The sequence below is a fragment of the Aeromonas sp. 102P genome, from assembly GCF_051920345.1.
In the GTDB taxonomy this organism is placed as follows: Bacteria; Pseudomonadota; Gammaproteobacteria; order Enterobacterales; family Aeromonadaceae; genus Aeromonas; species Aeromonas veronii.
Genome location: NZ_JBQBCZ010000001.1, coordinates 3,210,338 through 3,236,490, shown reverse-complemented (window position 1 = coordinate 3,236,490; position 26,153 = coordinate 3,210,338). Strand labels below are relative to the sequence as shown.

The following is a 26,153-nucleotide window of genomic DNA, read 5'->3' as shown; positions in this document are numbered from 1 at the left end:
AAAAAATGGCCCGTCTGGAGTAAGGTTACGCAGGATACCATCGCCGCGTCGACAGCCCTGCCGGCCCTTGATGATGATCGGGCGCCGGATCTCTCCGGCCTTTATCTCCCTCTTCTGGTATTACGATATACATGCACAAGCAAGCCTCTTTAAATAGCGTGAAGCTCGCCATAGCCTTACGCCAGTCCTGTATTGATGAACCCTATAGCATGGCCCGCTTCGGCCGTGATCTTATTGCCGGTGTGACGGTGGGCATCATCGCCATCCCGCTCGCCATGGCGCTGGCCATTGCCAGCGGTGTACCGCCGCAACACGGTCTCTATACCGCCATCATCGCCGGTATCGTGATCGCCGTGACCGGTGGTTCCCGTTACTCCATCTCCGGCCCGACCGCTGCCTTTGTAGTGATCCTCTATCCGGTCGCCCAGCAGTTCGGGGTCGGTGGTCTGTTGATGGCAACGCTCATCTCCGGCCTCTTTCTGGTGGCGATGGGGATGGCCCGTCTTGGCCGCCTTATCGAGTACATTCCCCCGTCAGTGACGCTGGGCTTTACCGGTGGTATCGCCATCGTGATCGCCACCTTGCAGATCAAGGACTTCTTCGGCCTGAGCGTGCCCGAGATGCCGGAAACCTATCTGGGCAAGGTCGAGGCGCTGGCCGCCGCCCTGCCAAGCTGGCAGTGGGGCGATACCCTGGTGGGGGTCGCAACGCTGGCCGTGCTGCTGCTCTGGCCGCGCCTGCGTCTGCCTGTGCCCGGCCACTTGCCCGCGGTGCTGGTCGGGGTAGGTCTGGGTTTTGGCCTCCATTACTTCGGGGTGGATGTGGCCACCATCGGCAGCAAGTTCAGCTATACCCTGGCCGATGGCACCCAGGGGATGGGGATCCCGCCCATCGCGCCTACCCTGGTGATGCCTTGGGCCTTGCCCGGACCTGATGGCTTGCCAGTTGAATGGAACCTGGCGGCTGTTGAGCGGCTGCTGCCTGCCGCCTTCTCCATGGCAATGCTGGGGGCGATCGAGTCGCTGCTCTGCGCCGTGGTGCTCGATGGCATGACCGGTCGCAAACACAGCTCCAACGCCGAGCTGGTGGGGCAGGGGCTTGGCAACATCTTCGCCCCCTTCTTTGGCGGCATTACCGCTACCGCCGCCATCGCCCGCTCTGCCGCCAACGTGCGTGCCGGCGCTACGTCCCCCATCTCGGGGATCGTTCATGCGCTGGTGGTGCTGGCCGCCATTCTGGTGTTGGCCCCCTGGCTCTCCTGGTTGCCGCTCTCGGCCATGGCTGCCTTGCTGCTCATCGTGGCCTGGAACATGAGTGAAGCGCACAAGGTGGTGGAGCTGATCCGTCGCGCGCCCAAATCCGATGTGCTGGTGCTGCTGGTCTGCCTGTCGCTCACCGTTATCTTCGACATGGTCATCGCCATCACCTTCGGGGTGATTCTGGCGTCCCTGCTCTTTATGCGCGAAATTGCCAAGATGACCAAACTGCACGATTTGGCCGAGCACAAGCGCTATGCCCATGAGGTGCCGGACAACGGCCTGCTCTACAAGATCAACGGCCCGCTTTTCTTCGCCGCAGCCGAACGGGTCTTTGCCGAGCTGGAAGCTCAAGTGAAAGGGCACCAGGTGCTGGTGTTGCAGATGGAGGCGGTTTCCATCCTCGATGCGGGCGGCCTGTCTGCCTTCCTCCACTTTGGCAAGCAGATGGCTAAAGCCGGTGTCGAGTTGCGGGTGGCCGAGTTGCAGTTCCAACCGCTCAAGACCCTGGCCCGTGCCAAGGTGCGGCCGCAGCCCGGCAAGCTGGAATTTTACGGCTCGCTGGAAGAGGCGCTCAAAGGTGAACATTTGCACGAAGCGGCAGTAAATTGATTGAAAGGGATACGAAACGGCATATTTTTGGTCACTTGGTTCGGATATTGAGCAAACGAACGCAAAAAGTAAAAAATTGCATTGACCAAAAGCCATCGTATCCCTTACATTACGCCCCGTTCCAGCGCAACAGCGCAGCGAATGCCGTGTTGGCTGAACACGTTAAACCACAGACCAAAATTTGGTGAGGTGTCCGAGTGGCTGAAGGAGCACGCCTGGAAAGTGTGTATACGGCAACGTATCGAGGGTTCGAATCCCTCCCTCACCGCCAAATTGCAAAAACCGACCTAATGGTCGGTTTTTTTTGTTTTTAAGCGCCATCCTGATGTGGTGCAACCAGTGCGGAGCGAAAAATCTCGCTTGGTTTGTCCGGTGTCGCGGCTCGTCTTAAAAAGTGGCAATGCAGAATAGTCGATGATTTGCTGCTGCGAATTTGACGCTCACAGCACATGCACTGCCAGATTGAAAAGCCCTGATGGAAACATCGGGGCTTTTTGCTATCCGCGTTTTTGCGAGCGCTGTGGGCAAGCCGATGGCGATGGGCGGCGGGCTCGGGTATAGTCCTGCGCCAATGGCGTTATCCTGTTTTGCTGACCCGTCGTGGCCCTGGTGGTGGCGAGGGGCAGGCCCGTGTAAGGAGTGTTATGAAGTTCAGTCCCCTGCTCGATGAGATGATGAAAGCCCTGCAGGTATTGCCGGGGGTGGGGCCCAAGTCTGCCCAGCGGATGGCCTTTACCCTGCTTGAGCGTGAGCGCAGCGGCGGCTTGCGGTTGGCCCAGCTGCTCTCTCGCGCCCTGACCGAGATTGGCCACTGCAGCCACTGCCGCACCTTTACCGAGAACGACCGCTGCGATATCTGCGCCAATCCCAAGCGGGAAGAGAATGGCCTGCTCTGCGTGGTGGAGAGCCCGGCGGACGTGGCGGCCATCGAGCAGACCGGTCAGTTTTCCGGTCGTTACTTTGTGCTGATGGGCCATCTGTCGCCGCTGGACGGCATAGGCCCGGAGGAGCTGGGTCTCGATATTCTCGAGCGTCGGTTGAAAGAAGAGCACATCAACGAGCTGATCCTCGCCACCAATCCCACTATCGAGGGGGATGCTACGGCCTGGTATATCGCCGACATGGCCCGTCATGCCGGGGTAGAGGTGAGCCGCATCGCCCACGGTGTGCCGGTAGGGGGCGAGCTGGAGCTGGTGGATGGCACCACGCTCTCCCACTCCCTAATGGGGCGCCAACGCTTGAAATAGCAAGGCGAAAGCCAGTTTCCCCGCATTAATAGCGGTCGCGCTGGGTAAGAAATAGCCGTTTGAGCGGATTTAAAGGGGCGAGTGAGCGGGATTGCACACTCGCCCCTTGATATTTGATTGGCCGTCCCCATCTAGGTTGGGCATATGTTCAACCCGATGTTTCTGAGGATTGGTCCATGACCCAAAGTGTTCATGCCGAAACCCACGGCTTTCAGACTGAAGTCAAACAACTGCTGAGCCTGATGGCTCACAGCCTCTACTCCAACAAAGAAGTATTCCTGCGCGAGCTGATCTCCAACGCCTCCGATGCGGCGGACAAGCTGCGCTTCAAGGCGCTTTCCGATGCCTCTTTGTTCGAAAACGACGGCCAGTTGCGTGTGCGTCTGGTGGTGGACAAAGAGAAGCGTACCCTGACCATCTCCGATAACGGGATCGGTATGACCCGTGATCAGGTGATTGAGCACCTGGGTACCATCGCCAAGTCCGGCACCGCAGAATTCTTCAAAAACCTCTCCGGCGATCAGGGCAAGGATTCCCAGCTGATCGGCCAGTTCGGGGTCGGTTTCTACTCCGCCTTTATCGTGGCCGACAAGGTGACCGTGGTCTCCCGCGCCGCCGGTACTGCTCCGGAGCAGGGCGTACAATGGGAATCGGAAGGGGAAGGCTCCTTCACCGTCGCTGACGTAACCAAAGCTGGTCGCGGTACCGACGTCATCCTGCACCTGCGTGCCGAAGAGGACGAGTTCCTCGACGACTGGCGTCTGCGCTCCGTGGTGGGCAAATATTCCGACCACATCAGCGTACCGGTCGAGATGTTCAAAGAGGGTACCCCGGATCGGGAAGAGGATGGTGAGACCATCGTCGGCACCCCGGGCGAGTGGGAGCAGGTCAACCGCGCCACGGCACTGTGGACCCGCAACCCGAAAGATATCAAGGACGAGGAGTATCAGGAGTTCTACAAGCACGTCGCCCACGACTTTGAAGATCCGCTGCTGTGGGGTCACAACCGGGTGGAAGGGGCGCAAGAGTACACCAGCCTGCTCTACGTACCGGCCCGCGCACCGTTCGACCTCTACAACCGCGAGCAGAAGCACGGTCTGAAGCTCTACGTGCAGCGCGTCTTCATCATGGACGACGCCGAGCAGTTTATGCCGACCTACCTGCGTTTCGTCAAAGGGGTGCTGGACTCAAACGATCTGCCGCTCAACGTCAGCCGCGAGATCCTGCAGGACAACAAGGTGACCGCCTCCCTGCGCAAGGCTTGCTCCAAGCGGGTTCTGACCATGCTCTCCAAGCTGGCGAAAGACGATGCCGAGAAGTACGCCAAGTTCTGGAGCGAGTTCGGCAATGTGCTCAAAGAGGGCCCGGCCGAGGATTACGCCAACCGCGAAGAGATCGCCAAGCTCCTGCGCTTTGCCAGCACCGCTGGTGAGGGCGAAGCCCAGACCGTCTCTCTCGAGGATTACGTTGGCCGCATGAAGGAAGGTCAGCAGAAGATTTACTACATCACCGCCGACTCTTATGCCGCTGCCAAGAACAGCCCGCATCTCGAGATCTTCCGCAAGAAGGGTGTCGAAGTGCTGCTGATGTGGGAGCGCGTGGACGAGTGGCTGATGAGCCACCTGACCGAGTTCGATGGCAAGCAGCTCATCTCCGTCACCCGTGGCGAACTGGATCTCGGCGATCTGGAAGATGAAGCCTCCAAGCAGGCGCAAGAAGAGGCCGAAAAAGCCAACGCCGGTCTGGTTGAGCGGGTCAAGAAGAGCCTGGGCGATGCAGTGAAAGAGGTGCGTGTCACTCACCGTCTGACCGACTCCCCCTCTTGCATCGTCACCGACGCCTACGGTATGAGCACCCAGATGATCAAGCTGATGCGCGCGGCCGGCCAGCCGGTACCGGAGCAGAAGTACATTCTGGAGCTCAACCCTGACCATGCGCTGGTGAAGAAACTCGACACCATTGAAGACGAGGCACTGTTCGGTGAGTGGGTCACCCTGCTGCACGAACAGGCCCAGCTGGCCGAGCAGGGCGGGCTGAACGATCCGGCGAGCTTCGTCTCCCGCATCAACCGTCTGCTGCTGCAAGCCTAAGCAGCAACGCCGGTAACAGAAAGCCCACTGCATGCAGTGGGCTTTTTTGATCCCGCCGTGTGAGCTCGGCGAAACACAGCGGCAGGGGAGGTGGCCAGCGCCTCTCTATTTGCGGTATTCGTTGTTGTAGTTCTGGATGAGACGGCGAGTCACCTCATGTTGGGGATCGGCAAACACTTTGAGGGTCTTGCCGCGCTCCACCACCCGACCTTCGTGCATTACCAGCACCTCGTCACTGATATGGCTGACGATACCCAAATCGTTGGCTACCAGCACATAACTCAGTCCCATGGTCTCCTGCATCTCCAGCAGCAGGTTTATGATCTGGGAGCGCACCGAGATATCCAGCGTGGAGAGCGCCTCATCGGCCACCACGATCTTGGGGTTGAGGATCAGCGCCCGCGCCAGCGCAACCCGCTGCTGCTGACCGGAGGAGAGCATCTGCGGGTAGAAGAGGGCGTGATCCGGCAGCATCCCCACCATGCGCAGGGTCTGCACCACCTTCTCGCGGCGCTCCTCCTCGGTCATCTCGGTATTGAGGCGCAGTGGGGTTTCCAGGATCTGGCCGACCCGGATCTTGCGGTTCAGCGAGGTGTTGGGATCCTGAAAAATCATCCGCAGCAGTTTGCAGCGAGTCTGGTAATCGCCATGCACCATCAGCTGGCCGTCGATGGCGATGTCGCCGCTGGTGGGTTCGATCATGCCAGCCAGAATGCGGGCGAGGGTACTCTTGCCGGAGCCAGCTTCGCCGACGATGGCGAGGGTCTGACCCACTTCGAGATCGAACGAGAGGGGCTTGATCGCCTCCACCGCCTGACGACGGAATAGACCGGTGCGGTTCTGGTAGGTTTTGCTAAGGCCTCTGACCTGCAACAGGGATGGCTCGATCACAAGCGGGGCTCCTTCATGGGGGCATTAACGGTCATCATTTTTTCGGCTCCTCCATGTTCAGCGGGAAGTGACAGCTGAACTGATGGCCCTTGATCTTGTTCATCAACGGAGTTTGCACGCACTGCTTCTGGGCATAGGGGCAGCGCGGCCCCAGACGGCAGCCGATGGGCAGGTGTTGCAGCGGCGGGATGACGCCGGGCAGGGTCTCTAGGCGCGACTTGTGGCGCACCAGCTTGTCAAAGTCGGGGATCGATTTGAGCAGGGCATCGGTATAGGGGTGATGCGGGGTCTCGAGGATCTGCTCCCGGGTGCCTACCTCCACCATCTGGCCGCAGTACATCACGTTGATGGTATCGGTCAGGTTGGCGATGGCGGCGATATCGTTACTGATGATCAGGATGGTGGTATTGCCCAGCTTGTTCATCTTGTCCAGCAGTCGCAGGATCTGGGAGTGGGTGGTGGACTCCATGGCGCTGGTGGGCTCGTCGGCTACCAGCAGACGCGGCTGGTTGGCAATGGCCATGGCGATCATCACCTTCTGGCACATGCCATCCGACAGCTCGTGGGGATAGGCGCGCATCACCTTGCGGTGATCCTTGACGCCTACCCGGTGCAGCAGGGCGATGGCTTTCTTCTTGCGCCACTGGAAGCGCTGCCAGAATTGTCCCTCGAACGAATCGGTCGGGATCGCCTCTTCCAGCTGGGTGCCGATCTCCTCGGAGGGGTCGAGACAGCTGATGGGGTCCTGGAAGATCATGGCGATCTCGCGGCCCATGATGCGACGGCGCTCCTTGGGGGCCATGGTCAGCAGATCCATGTCGTTGAAACGCATCCGGTCGGCACGTACCGTCCAGTTGTCCTTCTCGATGCCGACGATCACTTTGGCGATCAGACTTTTACCGGAGCCGGATTCACCCACCAGACCGCGGATCTCCCCCTCGGTCAGGGTCAGGCTCACCTTGTCCACCGCCTTGACCTTGCCTTGCGGGGTGTCGATCTCGATGGTGAGATTGCGAATGTCGAGCAGCGGCATCAGTCATTCCCCTCTTTGAGTGCTTCGCGAATGCCTTCACCAACTAAATTGGTCACCAGCACGCTGAACAGGATGGCGATGCCTGGCAGGGTGACGGTCCAGGGGGCGAGATAGATAAGGTCGCTCGAATCGGCCAGCATGGTGCCCCACTCCGGTTGGGGAGATTGGGCGCCGAGGCCAAGAAAACCGACCGCCGAGATATCGAGAATGGCCGCCGACAAGGTGCGGGTGGTCTGGGCCACCAGGGTTTCGACAATGTTGGGCAAAATAGCCAGCCGCATGATCCGGAAGGGAGGCGAGCCATCGAGGCGGCTGGCGGTGATGTACTCCTTCTGCATCTCGGCATGCACTGCGTTATAGGTGGCCCGGATAAAGGGCGGGATCAAAGCGAGCGTAATGGCAATCAGGGTATTGCCAAAACCCGGCCCCATGATGGCGACCATGATGATGGCCATCAGCAGGGAGGGGATGGAGAGCAGGGTATCGAGCAGGTGGTGCAGCACGCTCGATTTAAGCCCCTTGCTCATCCCGCCGAGGATACCGATGGCGGAGCCAACCACCATGGCGATCACCACCACGACCAGCGCATAGCCGAAGGTGAGGCGCGCCCCCACCACCAGCCGGGAGAGCATGTCGCGCCCCAGATCGTCGGTGCCGAGGAAGTAGTCGATGTTGCCGGTTGCCGCCCAGGAGGGGGCGAGCAGCAGCTTGTCGGTGTGCTGTTCATCGATGCCGTAGGGGACGACCAGCGGCCCCACCAGCGTGATGAGCAGCAACAGCAAAAAGCACCAAAGCCCTGCCATCGCCAGCGGATTGCGGCTGTAGGAGGCCCACGTCTGCTCAAGGGGCGAGAGGATCTTGAGCTCGGGATAGATGTTCGATTTATCTTGCATAGGATACCTGGCTCCTGGTCACGCCATGAGCGCGTTCAATCTTGTTTGGCATACAACTCTTTGCGCCGTGCCGGATAGATAAGGGTGGTCAGCAACTCGGTGCTAACGCTGGTCAGGATCACGAAACTGGCGACCACCAGGGTCGCGCCGCGAATGGCGGCGTAATCCTGCAGGGCGATGCTGCTGATGAGCCAGCGGCCGATCCCGTGCCACTCGAACACCACCTCGGTGATCATGGCGGAGGTGAGCACGCTACCCAGTTGCAGACCCAGCAGCGGCAGTACCGGCGGCAGGGCGTTCTTCAGACCATGGCGCCAAACGATCTGCGCCTTGGAAAGGCCCCGGCTCGCTGCCGCCTTGATGTAGTTCTGCTTCATCACGTCGATGAGGGAGCTGCGTACATGGCGGATCACCTCGGTGGTAGGCACTACCGCCAGCACCAGTGACGGAAGGATCAGGTGGCGCAGGGCATCATGCAGCGCCGCTTGCCGCCAAGGCTCGTTGCTGAGCAGCACATCGATCACCGCGATGCCGGTAATGGGGGGCACGTCGTAGAGCAGGCTGATCTGGCCCGATGCCGGCAACCAGCCGAGATCCAGCGAAAAGAGCATCACCACCAGCAGCGCCAGCCAGAACACCGGAACCGCATAGCCGATAAGACCGGCAGTCATGATGGAGAGATCCAGCGTCTTGCCCTGTGACAGGGCAGCCAGGGTGCCGAGGGGAATGCCCACCAGCAGCGAGATGGCGAACGCCGCCAGACAGAGGATCAGGGTCGCCGGGAAGTAGTGGCGGATCTCGTCCAGCACCGGTAGCCCGGAGACGCTGGAGAGCCCCAGGTCGCCTGCAAAAATGCGGCGCAGGAAATCGGGATAGCCGCTCCAGAAGCTGAGCTGATTGCCGATCAGCCGATAGTCCAGCAGATAGGCGACAAAGGTCAGCGCCAGCAGGGTGATAAGCAGCAGGTTGATGCGGCGCAAGGTGTATAGAAGCATGCTTACTCCCTGTGAGCCTGGTTGAAGGAGGTGCCGCCAAAGGGCATCAGCGTCAGCCCCTCGATGTCGCTGCGGCTGACCTGGGTACGCAAGGCGTGCGCCAGCGGGATCAGCGGCAGCTGTTCGTTAAGCAGGGTCTGGGCATAGTAGTAGTTACGCAGCCGGAACGAGAGCTGGGGCGTGGTGACCGCATCATCCAGCAACTGATCGAAGGCCGGGCTACACCAGCGGCTGTAGTTGTTGCCGCGCTCCACTGCCGAGCAGCTCAGCAGCTGGCGGAAGAAGTTGTCCGGGTCGGCGTTGTCGGCAATCCAGCCGGAGAGCAGGCTGTCGTACTGCCCCTTGGTGAGACGGCCTTCGATCACCGGCCACTCCCGTTGCACGATCTTGAGCTTGATCCCGACCTTGGCCAGATCGCTGCGGATCAGCTGGGCGGTCTTGACCGCATCCGGGTTGTAGGGGCGGGCGTCCGGTTGCACCAGCACCTGCATCTCGAATCCTTTCTCCAGCCCCGCCTCCTTGAGCAGCTGGCGCGCCCGTTTCAGGTCGGGTTTGCGCTCGGGCAGGCTGGGGTTGTACCCCCATGAGAGGGTCGGCAGCAGGCTGTTGGCGGGCAGACCAGTATCGAAATAGACCGCCTGCAACAGGTTGTCGATATTGATGGCGCTGGCAATGGCCTGCCGCACCTTGACGTTGTTGAACGGCGGCTTGCGGGTATTGAGGGCCAAAAAGGCCACGTTCATCCCCGACTGGACCGAGAGACTGAGCGCCGGATTTTGCTTGATCACCGAGAGCTGGCTAGCGGAAGGGGTGCTCATAACGTCGCACTCGCCGGTCAGCAGCTTGGCCAGCCGTTTGGCGGATTTGGGGGTAATGTCGTAGACCAGCTGTTCAATCTTGGCATCTCCACCCCAATAGCCGGGGTGGCGCAGATAGCGAATGAACTCGTTGTGGCGATACTCCTTGAAGCTGAACGGCCCGGTGCCGATGGGGCGGCTATCCAGCAGGGCCGGGGTGCCTGCCTGCAACATCTGCTCGGCGTATTCGGCGGAGAGGATCACCGCATAGTCGCTGGCCAGAGTGGCGAGGAAGGAGGCGTTCGGCTGGTTCAGCTCGAACACTACCGTCTGCGGCCCCTTCTTGCTCACCCGCTTGATCAGCAGATCTTGCCCCAGGCTGTAGAAGTAGGGGTAATCGCCGCCGGAGACATTGTGATAGGGGTGCTGCTCGTCAAGCTGGCGGGCATAGGTGAAGACCACGTCATCGGCATTGAAAGTGCGGGTGGGCTTGAACCAGGGGGTATGGTGAAACGTCACCCCCTTGCGCAGGGTCAGGGTATAGGTGAGGCCATCCTCGCTGACATGCCAGTTGGTGGCGAGCGCTGGTTCCAGCGCCAGGGTGTTGGGGTTCACCTCCAGCAGGCGGTCGTAGAGCGGACGGGCACTGGCATCCAGTGTCACCCCGGAGTTGGAAACATGGGGATTGAAGGAGAGGGGGGATCCCTCAGCACAATAGATGAGTCCGGTTTTGGAGGCCTCGGGTTGCTTCTGGCAGCCGGTGACCAGCACCAGCAGACCCAGCAGCAAGGGTGTGAGCATTCTCATTGTTGAACCATGTTCTTATAGGGGTTTTGTACGCACGTTTTGATACAAATGTGCCAGCGCGAAGGCTGGCGTGTTGCTGGAGTCGGCATCAACCGCGCTCCTTCATTCTTGTTCTGCATCGTTATCGCCATCCAGCAGCTGATATTTGCGTAGCATGCCACGGAACTGGTGATAGCTTAAGGCCAGCAGTTGAGCGGCTTTGCGCTGATTATACTGGGATTGCTGCATCGCTTGCTTGAGTAAATTAATCTCGTACTCCGCCACAGCCTGCTTGAGATCGAGCGGCAAGGCGAGGGGGGATGCATATTGTACCTCGCTTCGGGCCTCTTGCGCAGGTTGCGTGACCTGTGGTCGCCAGGGGGAATCAAACGGGTTGAGCACCAGGGTCGAGAGCGGCAGCTGGGGATTGCCCTGACGATAGATGCTGCGCTCCACCACGTTCTTCAGCTCTCTCACATTGCCCGGCCAGTGGTAATCCAGCAGCAACTGGGTCGCCTTGCGCGAGAAACCGGCAAACAGCGGATAGCCCAGCTCCCGGGTCATGCTGTGGGCGAAGTGCTCCGCCAGCATCAGGATATCTTCCCGCCGCTCCCGCAAGGGGGGTAGGGTGATCACATCAAACGCGAGCCGATCGAGCAGATCGTGGCGAAACTGCCCCTTGTCGGCCAGCGCAGGGAGATCTTCGTTGGTGGCGCAGACCAGCCGCACATCCACCTTGAGGGGCTTGGCCCCGCCCACCCGCTCGAACTCGCCATACTCGATGACCCGCAGCAACTTCTCCTGCACCCGGGCGCTGGTGGTGGCCAGCTCGTCGAGGAAGAGGGTGCCGCCATCGGCCCGCTCGAAGCGGCCTTGGTGGCGCTTGGCTGCGCCGGTAAACGATCCCGCTTCGTGACCGAACAGCTCGGTCTCCAGCAGGCTCTCGCTCAGGGTGGCGCAGTTGATGGTGACAAAGCTTTGATCCCAGCGCGCCGAGAGATAATGTAGGCGGTGGGCGATCAGCTCCTTGCCCGTCCCCCGCTCACCGATGATCAGCACGGGTTTGCGCAGCGGGGCGAGCCGTGAGGCCTGCTCAATGATCTCGAGAAATGCGTTGGATTCCCCCAGCAGGCTTTCCGTGGCCGTGGTCATAGTGATCCCTGTCAGTTGTAAAAGCTGGTCAATCTTACCAAAAGTTGGTGATTTTAATCATCACTTGCGCGAGGCATCTTGCAATCCGGCTATTCTGCCCCATATAAATCAACAAGTTAAATTTTGTTCCAGATTGGCACACAAGTTGCCATTGTCAATGGAGAAACAACGCCATGCCAATAACAGGAGTGCAATCATGAGTATTTTTTCCCGTCTGGCCGACATCATCAATTCCAACCTGACGGCCCTGCTCGACAAGGCAGAAGATCCCCAGAAGATGGTGCGCCTGATCATCCAGGAGATGGAGGACGAGCTGGTCAAGGAACGTTCCAATCTGGCCCGCTTCCTCGCCAGCCAGAAAGAGATTGGTCGTCAGGTCGCCCGTCATCAGGAGCGGGTCGACGAGTGGCAAGCCAAGGCCGAGCTGGCCCTGACCAAGGGACGTGAAGATCTGGCCCGCGCCGCCCTTATCGAGAAGAAGAAACAGACCGAGTTGTCGGAGACCCTCTACCGCGAGCAGCAGGCGGTCGACAGTGGCATCGAGAAGTTGGGTGAGGAGATCCGCCAGCTCGAAGCCAAGCTGGAAGATGCCCGCGCCCGTCAAAAGGCGATGGCCATTCGCACCGAAGCGGCCAGCAGCCGTCTCAATGTGCAGAGCCAGGTAGCCCGTGGCGAGAGCCAGGCGGTGGTGAGCAAGTTTGAGCGGATGGAGCGTCGCATCGACGAAATGGAAGCGCGCGCCGATCTGGGTCAGTCCGACAAGGCGCTGGCGCAGCAGTTTGCCGAGCTGGAAGTGGACGATCAGATAAGCCGCGAGCTGGAAGCGATGCGCCAGAAGCTGGGCCAGGGCGACAGCAAAAGCGAAGGCAAACAGGGGGAGTAACAGATGGAAGATCTGCTGGGCGTATTGATGGTTCCCATGGTGGTCTTCATGGTGGTGGTAGCCCCCATCTGGCTGGTGCTGCACTATCGTGCCAAGGGGCGCATTGGCGCCGGTCTTGCCGATAGCGAGCGGGAACAGCTGCAAGGGCTGCTAGCTCGCACCGAGAAGATGCAGGAGCGAGTGGGCGCGCTCGAATCGATTCTGGATGCGGAAGTACCCGGTTGGAGGAACAAGGTATGAGCAGTGTCAGTCGTGAAGGGCGTAACCTCTATCGTGATCCCCAGCGTGGCAAGATAGCCGGGATCTGTGCCGGTTTGGCTGAGTATTTCGGGGTGGAGACCTGGATCGTGCGGCTGCTCGCCATCAGTGGCCTTATCTTCGCCGGTTTCATTACCTTCACCGCCTATATCGCTGCCTGGTTCTTGCTCGACAAAAAGCCGGTCACCCTCTATTCACAAGAGGATGCCGACTTTGCCGAGGTGCGGATGAAAGCGCGCAGCTGGCAGGCGGGGATCACCCCTCATCAGGCGCTGGGCCGCATCGCGCAGGAACTTGACGCGCTGGAGCCCAGAGTTCAGCGGATCGAGAAGCTGGTAACCTCCAGGGAGTTCACCCTGCAGCGGGAATTTCGCAAGCTGTAGTGCTTGCTGAAGCCCCCATGTCGATGGCGGCGCCTCCCGTGATGCGCCACTATCGACACCAGCTATCCAGATGCAACCACCAAGGGAGAACGGGTCAAGCCTTGATACTCAATAAACTGGAACAGAAGTTGACTCGCCTGCAACACAAGGCGAACGACGTGGTGAACCGGGTGCGGGATCGCCATATCCGGCTGGCGGTGACCGGCCTCTCTCGCAGCGGTAAAACCGCCTTTATCACGGCGCTGGTCAACCAGCTGGAACACGCGGCCATCGATGGCCGTTTGCCGTTGTGGGATGCCCTGCGTCAAGGGCGCATCCTCGGCGCCCGCCGGGTGCCGCAGCTCAATGCCCACATCCCCACCTTTGCCTACGAGCGTGGCCTCGACTCCCTGTTTGGCGATCCACCTGCCTGGCCCGAGCCCACCCGCGGGGTGGCCGAAGTGCGCCTCGAAATCCGCTATCGCACCCGTCACCCTCTGCGCAAGCATCTGGGGGAGATCTCCACCCTCTACGTGGATCTGGTGGACTACCCCGGGGAGTGGCTGCTCGACTTGCCGCTCCTTGAGATGAGCTACGCGCAGTGGAGCGAACAGGTGCGCGAGCAGCTTCGTCGCCCAGAGCTGCAGGCACTTGCCGCCAGCTGGCTGACACCCGGGTGGCAGGTCGATCAGCGCTTCGAAGAGCGGCCGGTGGCTGAGCTTGCCGAGCGCTACACCGCCTATCTGCATGCCTGCAAACAGGAGCTGGGATTGCACCTTATTCAACCCGGTCGCTTCGTGTTGCCGGGGGAGTATGCCGGTGCCCCCATGCTGCAATTTGTCCCCTGGGTGTGGGAGATGCCTGACAGCGAGCCCGCCGATGGTACCCTCTACGCCACTCTCAGGCAGCGCTTCGAGCAGTACAAACAGCATCTGGTGCAGGGTTTTTATGAGCAGCACTTTGCCGGCTTTGATCGCCAGATCGTGCTGGTGGATTGCCTGCAGCCTCTCAACGCCGGGGCGGCCAGCTTTGGCGACATGCAGCAGGCCATCGCCCGCATCATGGAGAGCTTTGCCTACGGCAAGAGCAACTGGTGGCGGCGACTCTTCTCGCCCCGTATCGACAAGCTGCTGTTTGTGGCGAGCAAGGCCGATCACGTCACCCCCGAACAGCATGCGCCCATGGTCTCCCTGCTGCAGCATCTGGTACGCAGCGGTCGCGGTCAGGCCCGTTTTGAGGGGATCACCACCGAGTGTCTGGCGCTCGCCGCCATCAAGGCGACGGAAGTTGGCAAGGGGGTGGCCAATGGCCGCGAGTTCCCCGCCATCCGTGGCACCAGCCTGAACGGTGAGCCGCTGCTGCTCTTCCCCGGGGAGGTGCCGCCTCATATTCCCCCCGCACAGTGGTGGAACAGTCAGGGTTTTGATTTTCAGGCGTTTCGCCCCATGCCCATGAGCCCCCATCAGGCGCTGCCCCATATCCGGCTCGATGCAGCGCTGGAGTTTCTGCTCGGGGATCACCTCGAATAACGGTGTGCGGCCCGGGTTTGTTTCCTGCGCCGCCCGCAGGAGACTGTTTTCAGGAGAATAAGGCGATGAACGATCAGATAAAAGAGCGGCCACCGCTGCAGGGCAAGGTGATCCTTGAGCCAGCCTTGACGGTGGCCAGTGACGAGCGACCGCCCGCACCAGCCCAGCGGCTGGAGGAGGCGAGTTTCGAGCGCCTCGACGAGCTGGACGAGTTCACCGAGGTGGAGAGCGCCCTCGTCATCAAACCGCGTCGCCGTCATCGGCTGCTGGCGTGGGGGCTGGGAGCGGTCGGTTTACTCTCGTTGGGCCAGTATGGCGCCTTTCTTTACGATCAATTCCTCACCACCCCGCTCTGGGGCAGCGCCTGGCTGGCAGCCTCGGCGTTGGTGGCGGCGGGAACCGCCAGCGTGGTGGGGCGCGAGTGGCTGCGGCTGCGCACCCTCAAGCGGCGTCAGGATGTGCGCTCGCGAGCAGAAGATCTGCTTGCTCATCAGGGAGTCGGGCAGGGGCAGGCCTTTTGCGAAGGGTTGGCGGTCAAAAGTGGCGACAAGGGGCGCGAGGGGTATCAAACCTGGCTGGCCCAGCTCGATGAGAGCCACAGCGATCGGGAAGTGCTGACCCTCTATAGCCAGCTGGTACTCGGCGAGCGTGACAAGCTGGCCCAGGCGCGGGTGGCCAAATGGTCGGGGGAGGCCGCGGTGCTGGTGGCGCTAAGCCCGCTTGCCACCGTCGACATGATGCTGATGCTGTGGCGCAACCTGCGGATGATCGAGGATATCGCCGATGTCTACGCCATCGAGCTCGGCTACTGGAGCCGCATCCGCCTCATCCGTCAGGTGTTTCGCAACATGCTCTACGCCGGTGCCACCGAGCTGGTGACCGAGGTGGGGATGGACTTGCTGGGCGCCGAGTTTGCCGCCAAGCTCTCTGCCCGCGCGGCGCAAGGGGTGGGGGCCGGGCTTCTCACCGCTCGCCTTGGCCTGCGTACTATAGAGGTGTGCCGCCCGCTGCCCTGGTGTGCGGACGAAAAACCGAAACTCGGCGAGCTGCGCAAGCGGCTGATCGGCCAGCTGGCGGGGTATCTCAACAAATCCTGATAGCCCTGTCTGCACCTTGCTGCGATGACCCATGCCCCTGTTGTGCTCGCCAAGCCGCAGGGGCATGGTTTTAATCGGCAGATCATTGAGTTGGCAGCAGTGTCCGGTTTTGGCGAGGCGCCCGTTTACGGTTAAGCTGGCAGTCAATCTTACCAATCACACTCATCGTACCAATCGGCAAGGATGCCCGATGAACTTTACCTTTCGCCAGATCCGTTATTTTGTTGCCGTGGCCGACAGCTTTTCAGTGAGTCGTGCCGCAGCCGAGCTTCATATCTCCCAGTCTGCGGTCACCAGCGCCATTCGCGAGCTGGAGACCGAGCTCGGCGCCCCGCTATTCGAGCGCAATCCGCGCGGCGTCACCCTCACCACCCAGGGCCACCAGTTTTTGCTCCACGCCCGCCGCATTCTCGGCGCCATGACCGAGGCGAGCCACTCCCTCAAAGCGGTGGCCCAGCAGGATCAGGGGCGACTCACCATCGGCGTGACCACCTTGGTGGCGGGTTACTACCTCTCAGAGGCGCTTGGCCGCTTTCGCCGTGCCTTTCCGGCGGTACAGATCGAGGTGAAGGAGGATGAACAGCCTTTTCTGGAGCACCAGATCGTCAATGGCGAGGTGGATGTGGGGATCCTGATGACCAACCGCACCATCCGGCAAGAGGCGTTTGATACCGAATTGCTGACCCGTTCGCCGCTGCGCCTCTGGCTGGCCGCCAACCACCCGCTCTGCGCCGAGTCGACCCTCTCGCTCACCGCGCTGGGGGAGGAGCCGATGATCTCGCTGACCGCCGATCAGCTGGATCAGATCATCGGTGGCGGCCTGCGTCGCTACGGCATCTCCCCCCGTATCGTGCTGCGCACCGCGTCGGTGGAGGCGGTGCGCAGTCTGGTGGCAAGCCAGCTCGGGGTCGCCCTGTTGCCCGACTTTGCCTATCGCCCCTGGTCGCTGGAGCAGGAGCGGGTCGAGGCGCGCCCCATCAAGGAGCCCATTCCCGCCATCGATATCGGGCTGGTGTGGCGCCGTGGTTCTCGGCTGGATTGGACGGCGCGGGAATTTATCGATATTGCGCGGGATCAGAGCCGGTTGCGGGCCCGTCAGGCGCTCCCTCGCTAGCCATCTCTTGCGGGGTAGCCACCAAAAATCAGATTCATCTGCACTCGATATCGATTTAGCTGATACCTGAGCCACCAAAAATTGAAATATTCATCGTATTGCCACTCCCCTAAGCTCATTGCTGGTTAACAGGATGTTAACGCCCATGGTGGCGTTCCTTCACCTGATGCAAGTCAACACAATGCAAGGAGTGCATGATGAAATTGACCCCTCTGATGCTGGCTCTTGTGCCGGCGCTACTGGCAGGCCAGACCCAGGCTGCCCCGACCGAGCTCGGCAAGGGTGAAGGCCAGCTCAATATCGTGGCCTGGGCTGGCTACGTTGAGCGTGGCGAGACCGACAAGAACTACGACTGGGTGACCGGATTCGAGAAAGAGACCGGTTGCAAGGTGAGCGTCAAGACGGCGGCCACCTCGGACGAGATGGTGGCGTTGATGAACGAGGGGGGCTTCGATCTGGTGACCGCCTCCGGCGATGCCAGTCTGCGTCTGATTGCCGGTGGCAAGGTGCAGGCGCTCAATCTGGCGCTCATCCCGAGCTACAGCAAGATTGATCCCCGGCTGCAAAATGCCCCCTGGCACACTGTGGATGGCAAGCACTACGGCGTGCCCTACCAGTGGGGCGGCAATATCCTGATGTACAACACCAAGGTGTTCCCCAAGGCACCGGACTCCTGGAACGTGGTGTTCGAGGAGCAGACCCTGGCGGATGGCAAGTCCAACAAGGGGCGGGTGCAGGCCTTTGACGGCCCGATCCACATCGCCGATGCCGCCCTCTATCTGATGACCCATCAGCCCGCCCTGGGCATCAAGGATCCTTACGAGCTGAACGAGGATCAGTACAAGGCCTCCCTCGATCTGCTGCGCAAGCAGCGCCAGCTGGTGGGACGCTACTGGCATGATGCCTTCGTCCAGATCGATGACTTCAAGAACGAAGGGGTGGTTGCGTCAGGCTCCTGGCCGTTCCAGGCCAATGCCCTGATCGCCGACAAGCAGCCCATCGCCACCACTGTGCCGAAAGAGGGAGTGACCGGTTGGGCCGATACCAGCATGGTGCACAGCGATGCCAAGAACCTCACCTGCGCTTACAAGTGGCTGGAACACTCCCTGAGCAACAAGCTGCAGGGGGATCTCGCCGCCTGGTTTGGCTCGGTGCCTGTGGTGCCTGCCGCCTGTGAGGGCAATGCCCTGCTGGGCCCGACCGGGTGCAAAACCAACGGTATCGACAACTTCGATCGGGTTCGCTTCTGGCGCACTCCGGTCTCCCAGTGCAAGAGCCAGGGAACTTGCGTGCCCTATTACCGCTGGGTTTCCGACTATATCGCCATTCTGGGCGGCCGCTAAGGCGGGGTGAGCAAGGTGGTCGGAACCGCTGCCACCTTGCCAACGGCAGGGGAGCTGCGCCTCCTCTGCACGACTGCCGAAAGCGGATAATCAAGTGGGCCGGACAGGAGTCCGGCCCATCCCAGTACAGACAAGGACGCCCCATGAACGCCGTACAATTTGACCGGGTCAGTCGCCACTATGGCGAGGTGAAGGCGGTCGATGACATCTCTTTCCAGATCCCCTCAGGGGAATTCTTTACCCTGCTGGGGCCGAGCGGTTCCGGCAAGACCACCTGCCTGCGGATGATCGCGGGCTTCGAGTACCCGAGCGACGGGGAGATCCGCCTGTTCGGCGAGCCCTGCTCCAGCGTGCCCCCCTACGATCGCAACCTGAACACCGTGTTTCAGGACTATGCCCTGTTTCCCAACATGGATGTGCGCGACAACATCGGCTATGGCCTGATGCTCAAGGGGGTCGCCAAGGCGGAGCGTTACCGCAAGGTGGACGAGATGCTGGAGCTGGTGCGACTACCCGGGGTCGGCAAGCGCCGCCCAAGCCAGCTCTCCGGCGGCCAGCGCCAGCGCATCGCCATCGCCCGGGCGCTTATCAACCAGCCACGCATCCTGCTGCTGGATGAGCCGCTGGGGGCCCTCGATCTCAAACTGCGCGAGCAGATGCAGCTTGAGCTCAAGGCGCTGCAACGCCAGCTGGGCATCACCTTTATCTTCGTCACCCACGATCAGCAGGAGGCGCTCTCCATGAGCGACCGGATCTGCATCTTCAGTCAGGGCAAGATCGAGCAGATCGCTGCGCCAGATACCATCTACGATGCTCCGGCGACGCCGTTTGTGGCCCGCTTCGTCGGTACCGTCAATCTGTTCGAAGGGGAGCAGGCCAGACGGCTGTGCGGCGACGGCAGCCAGATGATGGTGCGCCCGGAGCGGATCCGGCTCGCTGAGGCGGGCACGCCGGGCTGGTCGGGGGAGATCCGCGAGGTGGAGTATCTGGGTCCCTTCGTCCGTTATCGGGTTGATCTCGGGGAGCAGCTCGAGATCATCGTCAACCACCCCAATGAGGGGCAGGCCCGTCTGGCCCGTGGCAGCAGGGTCAGCCTCAGCTGGCCGGAGCAGGCCATCCATCGCCTGAGCGGCGCTCATCAAGGGGCGCAGCCATGAGTGCCCCTCACAGTGCGAGTCTTGCCATGAACCATCAGCCCGAACCTGCCCGTTTCAGGCCGCTGCGGCGCCTCTCGACCCTGCTCTATGGGCGGCCCGGCCTGCTGCTGGCGATCCTGCTGGGGCCGCCGCTGCTGTGGCTCGGCATCATCTATGTCGGCTCCTTGCTGATGTTGCTCTCCAACTCCTTGTTCGGGCTGGACGAGTTCAGCGGTCAGGTGCGCCACGAGCTGGGGCTGCAAAACTTCGTTGCCCTGCTACGGCCGGAGAATCTGGATGTGATCGGCCGCACCGTCGGCATGTCGCTGCTGGTGACCCTGGCCTGCGCCCTGCTCGGTTTTCCGGTTGCCTACTACATGGCACGCTACACCAGTGGCAAGACCCGGGCGCTGTTCTATGTGGGGATCATGCTGCCGCTCTGGTCCAGCTATCTGGTGCGGGTCTACGCCTGGAAGCTGATCTTGGCCAAGGAGGGGGTAGTAAGCTGGCTGGCAGACAGCATGGGGCTGGAGTGGCTGCTCGATGCCATCCTCTCCTTGCCGGTGATAGGTGGCCCGTCGCTCTCTTTTTCGCGGCTCGGCACCTTTATCGTGTTCGTCTATGTCTGGCTGCCCTTCATGATCCTGCCCATTCAGGCAGCGGTGGAGCGTATACCGCGATCCTTGCTGGAGGCGAGCAGCGATCTGGGGGCGACACCCGCCCAGACCTTTCGCAACCTGATCCTGCCGCTGGCGTTGCCCGGTGTGGTGGCGGGCTCCATTTTCACCTTCTCGCTGACCCTCGGTGATTACATCATCCCCGGCATCATCGGCAACTCGACCATGTATATCGGTCAGGTGGTCTACATGCAGCAGGGAACGGCGGGCAATCTGCCCTTTGCCGCCGCCTTCTCGCTGGTGCCGATCCTTATCATCGCCATCTATCTGGCGATTGCGAAACGGTTAGGAGCCTTTGATGCGCTTTGACCCTATCGATTTGAACCGGCAGCAAGGAGGCCGTCATGTCAGCTAGCTCAATGAGCCGTCAGGGAGAGCGCCCTTCGGGCCTGCTCAAGTACGCAGCCATCGGCGGGCTTCTATTCCTGCACTTTCCCATTCTGTTTATCTTCCTCTACGCCTTCACCAGCGAGAGCAAGAGTTACCAGTTTCCGCCCCCCGGGCTCACCCTCAAATGGTTCGAGGTGACCCTCAATCGCCCCGATGTGTGGCGTGCCATCCAGCTGTCGCTGGAGGTCGCGGGGCTGGCGACGTTGGCAGCCATGATCCTCGGCACCTTGGCGGCAGGGGCCATTGCCCGCAGCCGCTTCTTCGGTCAGGAGGTGGTGTCGCTCTTGCTGGTGCTGCCCATCGCGCTACCCGGTATTGTCACCGGTATCGCGCTGCGCTCGGCCTACGGCCTGATGGAGATCCCGTTCAGCTTCTGGACCATCGTTATCGGCCACGCCACCTTTTGTGTGGTGGTGGTCTACAACAATGCGCTGGCCCGTTTTCGCCGCACCAACCAGAGCCTCATCGAGGCGTCGATGGATCTCGGGGCCGACGGCTTCCAGACCCTGCGCTACGTGATCCTGCCCAATCTGGCCACGGCGCTGCTGGCGGGGGGCATGCTGGCCTTTGCCCTGAGTTTTGACGAAGTGATCGTCACTACCTTTACGGCGGGCCAGCAGACCACCCTGCCCATCTGGATGTATCAGGAGCTGATCCGTCCCCGTGACAGGCCGGTCACCAACGTGGTGGCCCTCATCATAGTGGCCTTCACCACTATCCCTATTTTGCTTGCCTACTACCTTACTCGCGACACCCACGATGTCGCTGGCAGTGGTAAATGATGACTCAACGCGTGCGCAAGGATGCAACCATGAAACTCTCTACCCAACTCTTGATTGATGGCCAGTTTGTGACCGGCGAGGGGCAGGCCGAACCCATTCTCAACCCGGCCAACGGCGAACAGATCGCCGCCGTGCCCGAAGCCTCGTTCGAACAGGTGAACCGGGCGGTGAACGGTGCCCAGCGCGCCTTCGCCCAGTGGAGCCGCACCACCCCGGCAAGCCGCAGCAACCTGCTGCTGCGTCTGGCGGATCTCGTCGAGCGCCACGCCGAGGAGTTCGCGGCGCTCGAATCCCTCAACTGCGGCAAACCCTATCTGGCAGTGTTCAACGACGAGCTGCCCGCGGTGGTGGACTGCTTCCGCTTCTTTGCCGGGGCGGCCCGCTGCCTGCAAGGGCCGCTGGCGGGGGAGTATCTCGAGGGGCACACCAGCATGATCCGCCGCGACCCCATAGGTGTTGTGGGCAGTATCGCCCCCTGGAACTACCCGCTGATGATGGCGGCCTGGAAGATGGCGCCGGTGCTGGCGGCGGGCAATACGGTGGTGCTCAAACCCTCCGAGCAGACCCCGCTCACCGCTTTGCGGCTTGCCGAACTGGCCAGCGAGATCTTCCCCCGCGGCGTCATCAACGTCATCTGCGGGCGGGGGGAAAGCGTGGGGGCGCCGCTGGTGGAGCACCCGCTGGTGCGGATGGTGTCGCTCACCGGCGATATCGCCACCGGCCAGAAGATCCTGCAGAGCGCCGCCCGCACCATGAAGCGCACCCACCTTGAGCTGGGAGGCAAGGCGCCGGTCATCATTTTCGACGATGCGGATCTGGAGGCGGTGGTGGCGGGCATTCGCACCTTCGGTTTCTACAACGCAGGCCAGGATTGCACCGCCGCCTGCCGTATCTATGCCCAGGGCAAGATCTACGACAAGTTCGTCGCCGCCATGACCGATGCGGTAGCCTCCATCAAGGTGGGAAGCCAGTACGAGGAGGGGGTGGAGATGGGGCCGCTTATTTCGGACAGACAGCGCAACCGGGTTGCCAGCTTTGTCGAGCGGGCCCAGAGCAGCGGTCATGTGGAGGTGACGGCGGGGGGCAAGATCCGCCCAGGCAACGGCTTCTTCTTCGAGCCGACCCTGATTGTCGGGGCCCGTCAGGAGGATGAGATCGTGCGCCGCGAGGTGTTTGGCCCTGTGGTGTCGGTGACCCGTTTCAACGATGCCGAGCAGGTGGTGCAGTGGGCCAACGACTCGGACTATGGCCTCGCCTCGTCGGTCTGGACCAAGGATCTGAGCCTCGCCAGCAAGGTGGCCAGCCACCTGCAATATGGCTGCACCTGGATCAACACCCACTTTATGCTCACCTCCGAGATGCCCCACGGCGGCATGAAGATGTCGGGCTACGGCAAGGATCTCTCCCTCTATGCGCTGGAGGATTACACGGTGCCGCGCCATATCATGGTCAAGCTGTAGTGGGGATTGGTGAGCTGGTTGTCACAATTTATTTACAACTGTTTCCGGCAGCCGACTCATGGGTTGGCTGCTTTTTTTGTTGCCATTTCGTTACAGTGAAGCCGTGATGAAATGGCAAGGCGCCTGATGTGGCGCCAGAGGATGGAACCGCTATGGCAACCTTCTACACCGCACACCAGCCGGATGCTGACGGGGTGATCCACTACAGCAACGAAGAGCACGGCACCTGGCAGATCTTGATCGAACGTCAGTTCGCCGCTCTTGCTGGCAAGGGGTGTAACGAGTATCTGGCCGGTCTCGACAGGCTGGGGCTGCCCTGTGATCGCATCCCCCAGCTGGCCGAGATCAACGCCGTCTTGCAGCCTGCGACCGGCTGGTTGGTGGCGGCAGTACCTGCACTTATCTCGTTCGATCGCTTCTTCGCCCTGCTGGCCAATCGCCAGTTTCCGGTAGCGACCTTTATCCGGCGCCGCGACGAGCTCGACTACCTGCAAGAGCCCGATATCTTTCACGAGATCTTCGGCCACTGCGCCATGCTGACCAATCCGGCCTTTGCCCACTTCACCCACCTATACGGTCAGTTGGGGCAGCAGGCGAGCAAGGAGCAGCGGGTTTTTCTGGCGCGGCTCTACTGGTTCACTGTGGAGTTTGGCCTCTTGGCAACGCCGGACGGGCTGCGTATCTACGGTGGCGGAATTCTCTCCTCCATCGGCGAGACCGCTTATGCCCTCTGTGGCAAACCGCTGCTGCAACCCTTCGATCTACTGACTGTGCTGCGCACCCCGTATCGCATCGACATCATGCAGCCCACCTATTTTGTGCTACCGAGTCTCGATCATCTCTACCAGCTGACCGGGGAGGAGATCATGGCTGCTCTGGCCGAGGCCAGTCGGCTTGGCCTCTATCCGCCGCGCTTTGAGGTTCCCGTTGGCAAACAGGCGAGCTGACCAAAAGCAAACAACCCTATTTCATTTTCATTAATTCAAGCAGGAGTAACCCATGTCCGAACTGGCCAGCCAGCAGTGTGAAGCGTGCCGCGCCGATGCCCCCAAGGTGAGCGATGAGGAGCTGCGCGAGCTGATGCAGCTTATTCCCGACTGGCAGCCGCTGGTGGTGGAGGGGGCGCTGCAACTGCGGCGGGAATTTACGTTTCGCAACTTCAAGGATGCGCTGGCGTTTACCAACCGCCTGGGGGAGCTGGCGGAAGCGGAGTTCCATCATCCGGCCATCCTGACCGAGTGGGGGAAGGTGACCGTCAGCTGGTGGACCCACAAGATCGGCGGATTACACCGCAACGACTTCATCATGGCTGCGCGTACAGACCAATTGCCCAGATAATCTGAGAACAGGTTGAGGCGGAGTATCCCCCTTCCTGCATTTCTGACCGAATGGGGGAAGGTGACCGTCAGCTGGTGGATGCATAAGATCGGCGGTTTGCATCGCAACGACTTCATCATGGCGGCGCGCACCGATCAGTTGCTCCGGTAATCGCACCCCACACCAGCGTCATCGGTTGACCCGGGCCTGCCTGCGAAAGCGGGGCAGGCCCGCATTTTTATGGGCTGGCGCTCGCACTGGGGGGATCGAGACTGTATTATCCGCTCATTCATAGAGTTAGCTAGGAAGTGTGTCCCGAATGCGTCTTGAAGTCAGCTGTGAAGACCGCCTGGGCCTGACCCGGGAACTGCTCGACCGCTTGGTGGAGCACAATATCGATCTGCGCGGCATCGAAATCGATACCTCAGGCATCATCTATCTCAACTTTCCCGAGCTGGAGTTCAGTGATTTTCAGCACCTGATGCCGGAGATCCGCCGCATTCCCGGCGTCTACGACGTCAAGACCATCCCCTACATGCCTTCCGAGCGAGAGCACCACGAAATCGAGGCGCTGCTCAAGGCGCTGCCGGATCTGGTCTTCTCTCTCGACAGCAAGGGCAAGGTGACCCAGGCCAACCAGTCGGCACTCACCACCCTCGGCTTGCCGGTGGAGGAGGTGCGCGGCGTGGCGCTCGGTTCGCTGGTGAAGGGTTTCTCCTTCACCCGCTGGCTTGAGGCGAGCGAGATCAAGCCGCAGACCTGCAAGCTCAGTTTCAATGGCGAAGAGTATTTGGCGGATCTGATGCCGCTGTTCGTGGCAGAAGCCCGCGGCAAGCAGGCGCTGGCCGGGGCCGTGGTGGTGCTTAAATCTGCCCGTCGGGTCGGCCTGCACTTCAGCGCGCTTCATGCGGTGGAAGTGGGAGGCTTCGAGCATCTGCAGGCCGAGAGCCCCAAGATGAAAGAGGTGCTGTCGCAAGCGCGCAAACTGGCGATGCAGGACGCGCCGCTGCTGATTGTCGGTGAGACCGGTACCGGCAAGGAGCTGCTGGCCCGTGCCTGTCACGGGGCCAGCCTGCGCTCCAGCCACCCCTTTATGGCCCTCAACTGCGCTGCCATGCCCGATAACGTGGCCGAGAGCGAGCTGTTTGGTTATGCCCCCGGCGCCTTTGGCAACAACACCGAGGGCAAGCGCGGAGTGCTGGAGCTGGCGAGCGGCGGCACCCTAATGCTGGACGAGATCGGCGACATGTCTCCCCATCTGCAGACCAAGTTTTTACGGGTGCTTCAGGATGGGGTATTCCGCCGAGTCGGTGACGAGCAGGAGGTGAAGGTCAACGTGCGTTTCATCTGCACCACCCAGAAGCAGTTGCTGGATCTGGTGCACGAAGGAACCTTCCGCGAGGATCTCTACTATCGCCTCAACGTGCTCAGTCTGGCGCTGCCGCCCCTACGCGAGCGCAAGGCAGACATCATGGTGCTGGCCCAGCAGTTTGTCTCCCGCTTTGCCAGCGAGTTGCAGCGACCCCGTCCGCGCTTTACCCGCAACATGGCCGACTACCTGACCGCCTATCGCTGGCCGGGCAACGTGCGCCAGCTGCGCAACTGTCTCTACCGCGCCATGACCCTGCTGGAAGGGGATGAGCTGGGGCCCGAGCAGATCGATCTGCCGGTGGCGGCCGATACCATGCCGCTGATCGACGAGTGGTTTGAGGGGAATCTCGACGATGCGGTGAAGCGCTTCGAGAGCCAGCTGCTGGCCCGGCTCTATCCCGCCTTCCCGTCGACGCGCCAGCTGGCCAAACGCCTGGGCGTGTCGCATACCGCCATCGCCAACAAGCTGCGAGAATACGGCATCAGCAAGAAGTGATTTCCGTCTTGTTGCCTGCCACCAGAGAGCCCGTTACCAGACGGGCTCTCCGTTTTCTTTACACGAGCTCGGTAGATGATGGCGGGGTCAGACTTGTCAGGCCAGTGTCAGCCAACTTACTATCTGGGTTCATCTACCCGAACCGCAATGCCATAACAGCGGTATTGTCAAGGCGACTACCTCCCG

General features: G+C 61.2%; 23 protein-coding genes, 1 tRNA gene and 1 pseudogene. 19 read left to right on the top strand and 6 right to left on the bottom strand.

Annotated features, from left to right (window positions below):
- Positions 1–131 precede the first annotated feature (131 nt).
- From dauA to htpG, 4 genes are all read left to right on the top strand, one after another.
- Positions 132–1,868, top strand: a complete 1,737-nt coding sequence (gene dauA / locus ACTG1K_RS15060) for a C4-dicarboxylic acid transporter DauA (protein WP_069528347.1) — start codon at positions 132–134, stop codon at positions 1,866–1,868.
- Between the two features lie 183 nt (positions 1,869–2,051).
- Positions 2,052–2,139, top strand: a tRNA-Ser gene (locus ACTG1K_RS15055).
- 373 nt (positions 2,140–2,512) lie between these two features.
- The gene (recR, locus tag ACTG1K_RS15050; protein WP_440005903.1) at positions 2,513–3,115 is read left to right on the top strand and encodes a recombination mediator RecR; all 603 of its coding nucleotides are present in this window, start codon (positions 2,513–2,515) and stop codon (positions 3,113–3,115) included.
- Positions 3,116–3,291: 176 nt separating this feature from the next.
- Positions 3,292–5,205, top strand: coding sequence for a molecular chaperone HtpG (gene htpG, locus ACTG1K_RS15045; RefSeq protein ID WP_440005901.1), 1,914 nt, complete (start codon positions 3,292–3,294; stop codon positions 5,203–5,205).
- 105 nt (positions 5,206–5,310) lie between these two features.
- Here htpG and ACTG1K_RS15040 read toward each other — a convergent pair whose 3' ends face one another.
- The 6 genes from ACTG1K_RS15040 to pspF all read right to left on the bottom strand — a co-directional run bounded on the left by ACTG1K_RS15040 (position 5,311) and on the right by pspF (position 11,752).
- On the bottom strand, positions 5,311–6,096 hold the full coding sequence (locus ACTG1K_RS15040; RefSeq protein WP_005333681.1) for a peptide ABC transporter ATP-binding protein: 786 nt from the start codon (positions 6,094–6,096) through the stop codon (positions 5,311–5,313).
- Between the two features lie 34 nt (positions 6,097–6,130).
- On the bottom strand, positions 6,131–7,129 hold the full coding sequence (locus ACTG1K_RS15035; RefSeq protein ID WP_005333679.1) for a peptide ABC transporter ATP-binding protein: 999 nt from the start codon (positions 7,127–7,129) through the stop codon (positions 6,131–6,133).
- Complete coding sequence (locus ACTG1K_RS15030) at positions 7,129–8,022, bottom strand: ABC transporter permease subunit (RefSeq protein WP_005333677.1); 894 nt, start codon at positions 8,020–8,022, stop codon at positions 7,129–7,131. The genes ACTG1K_RS15035 and ACTG1K_RS15030 overlap by 1 nt, the downstream gene beginning before the upstream one ends.
- A 35-nt stretch (positions 8,023–8,057) precedes the next feature.
- Positions 8,058–9,017, bottom strand: a complete 960-nt coding sequence (locus tag ACTG1K_RS15025; protein WP_021231386.1) for an ABC transporter permease — start codon at positions 9,015–9,017, stop codon at positions 8,058–8,060.
- A 2-nt stretch (positions 9,018–9,019) separates the two neighbouring features.
- Positions 9,020–10,615, bottom strand: coding sequence for an ABC transporter substrate-binding protein SapA (gene sapA, locus ACTG1K_RS15020; RefSeq protein ID WP_041202111.1), 1,596 nt, complete (start codon positions 10,613–10,615; stop codon positions 9,020–9,022).
- A 108-nt stretch (positions 10,616–10,723) separates the two neighbouring features.
- On the bottom strand, positions 10,724–11,752 hold the full coding sequence (gene pspF / locus ACTG1K_RS15015; RefSeq protein ID WP_429151133.1) for a phage shock protein operon transcriptional activator: 1,029 nt from the start codon (positions 11,750–11,752) through the stop codon (positions 10,724–10,726).
- Positions 11,753–11,948: 196 nt separating this feature from the next.
- On the opposite strand from pspF, the gene pspA reads away from it, so the two are divergent.
- The 15 genes and pseudogenes from pspA (at position 11,949) to tyrR (ending at position 25,967) form a co-directional block, all read left to right on the top strand.
- Positions 11,949–12,635 carry a phage shock protein PspA gene (gene pspA / locus ACTG1K_RS15010; RefSeq protein ID WP_005361184.1) on the top strand — a complete coding sequence of 229 codons (687 nt, stop codon included), beginning with the start codon at positions 11,949–11,951 and terminating at the stop codon, positions 12,633–12,635.
- Between the two features lie 3 nt (positions 12,636–12,638).
- Entirely contained in the window at positions 12,639–12,875 is a 237-nt protein-coding gene (pspB, locus tag ACTG1K_RS15005; protein ID WP_005333672.1) for an envelope stress response membrane protein PspB, read from the top strand.
- Complete coding sequence (gene pspC, locus ACTG1K_RS15000; RefSeq protein WP_005333670.1) at positions 12,872–13,276, top strand: envelope stress response membrane protein PspC; 405 nt, start codon at positions 12,872–12,874, stop codon at positions 13,274–13,276. The genes pspB and pspC overlap by 4 nt, the downstream gene beginning before the upstream one ends.
- Before the next feature lie 101 nt (positions 13,277–13,377).
- Positions 13,378–14,784 (top strand): YcjX family protein, encoded by a 1,407-nt coding sequence (locus tag ACTG1K_RS14995; RefSeq protein WP_240533570.1) that lies wholly within the window; start codon positions 13,378–13,380, stop codon positions 14,782–14,784.
- A gap of 65 nt (positions 14,785–14,849) precedes the next feature.
- Positions 14,850–15,881 (top strand): YcjF family protein, encoded by a 1,032-nt coding sequence (locus ACTG1K_RS14990; protein WP_101530707.1) that lies wholly within the window; start codon positions 14,850–14,852, stop codon positions 15,879–15,881.
- 190 nt (positions 15,882–16,071) lie between these two features.
- Entirely contained in the window at positions 16,072–16,995 is a 924-nt protein-coding gene (locus ACTG1K_RS14985; RefSeq protein WP_005346246.1) for a LysR family transcriptional regulator, read from the top strand.
- 197 nt (positions 16,996–17,192) lie between these two features.
- Positions 17,193–18,338, top strand: coding sequence for an ABC transporter substrate-binding protein (locus ACTG1K_RS14980; RefSeq protein WP_019444922.1), 1,146 nt, complete (start codon positions 17,193–17,195; stop codon positions 18,336–18,338).
- 143 nt (positions 18,339–18,481) lie between these two features.
- Positions 18,482–19,495 (top strand): ABC transporter ATP-binding protein, encoded by a 1,014-nt coding sequence (locus ACTG1K_RS14975; protein ID WP_421346226.1) that lies wholly within the window; start codon positions 18,482–18,484, stop codon positions 19,493–19,495.
- On the top strand, positions 19,492–20,460 hold the full coding sequence (locus ACTG1K_RS14970; protein WP_005346227.1) for an ABC transporter permease: 969 nt from the start codon (positions 19,492–19,494) through the stop codon (positions 20,458–20,460). Before ACTG1K_RS14975 ends, ACTG1K_RS14970 begins: the two co-directional genes overlap by 4 nt.
- 35 nt (positions 20,461–20,495) lie before the next feature.
- The gene (locus ACTG1K_RS14965; protein ID WP_019444920.1) at positions 20,496–21,323 is read left to right on the top strand and encodes an ABC transporter permease; all 828 of its coding nucleotides are present in this window, start codon (positions 20,496–20,498) and stop codon (positions 21,321–21,323) included.
- Between the two features lie 29 nt (positions 21,324–21,352).
- The gene (locus ACTG1K_RS14960) at positions 21,353–22,783 is read left to right on the top strand and encodes a gamma-aminobutyraldehyde dehydrogenase (protein WP_440005897.1); all 1,431 of its coding nucleotides are present in this window, start codon (positions 21,353–21,355) and stop codon (positions 22,781–22,783) included.
- 152 nt (positions 22,784–22,935) lie between these two features.
- The gene (gene phhA, locus ACTG1K_RS14955) at positions 22,936–23,730 is read left to right on the top strand and encodes a phenylalanine 4-monooxygenase (RefSeq protein WP_429151134.1); all 795 of its coding nucleotides are present in this window, start codon (positions 22,936–22,938) and stop codon (positions 23,728–23,730) included.
- Between the two features lie 52 nt (positions 23,731–23,782).
- On the top strand, positions 23,783–24,121 hold the full coding sequence (locus ACTG1K_RS14950; protein WP_123172900.1) for a 4a-hydroxytetrahydrobiopterin dehydratase: 339 nt from the start codon (positions 23,783–23,785) through the stop codon (positions 24,119–24,121).
- A 33-nt stretch (positions 24,122–24,154) separates the two neighbouring features.
- Positions 24,155–24,271: pseudogene (locus tag ACTG1K_RS14945) on the top strand (4a-hydroxytetrahydrobiopterin dehydratase); the annotation flags it as partial.
- A 148-nt stretch (positions 24,272–24,419) separates the two neighbouring features.
- Positions 24,420–25,967 carry a transcriptional regulator TyrR gene (gene tyrR, locus ACTG1K_RS14940; protein WP_005333656.1) on the top strand — a complete coding sequence of 516 codons (1,548 nt, stop codon included), beginning with the start codon at positions 24,420–24,422 and terminating at the stop codon, positions 25,965–25,967.
- Positions 25,968–26,153: the final 186 nt, after the last annotated feature.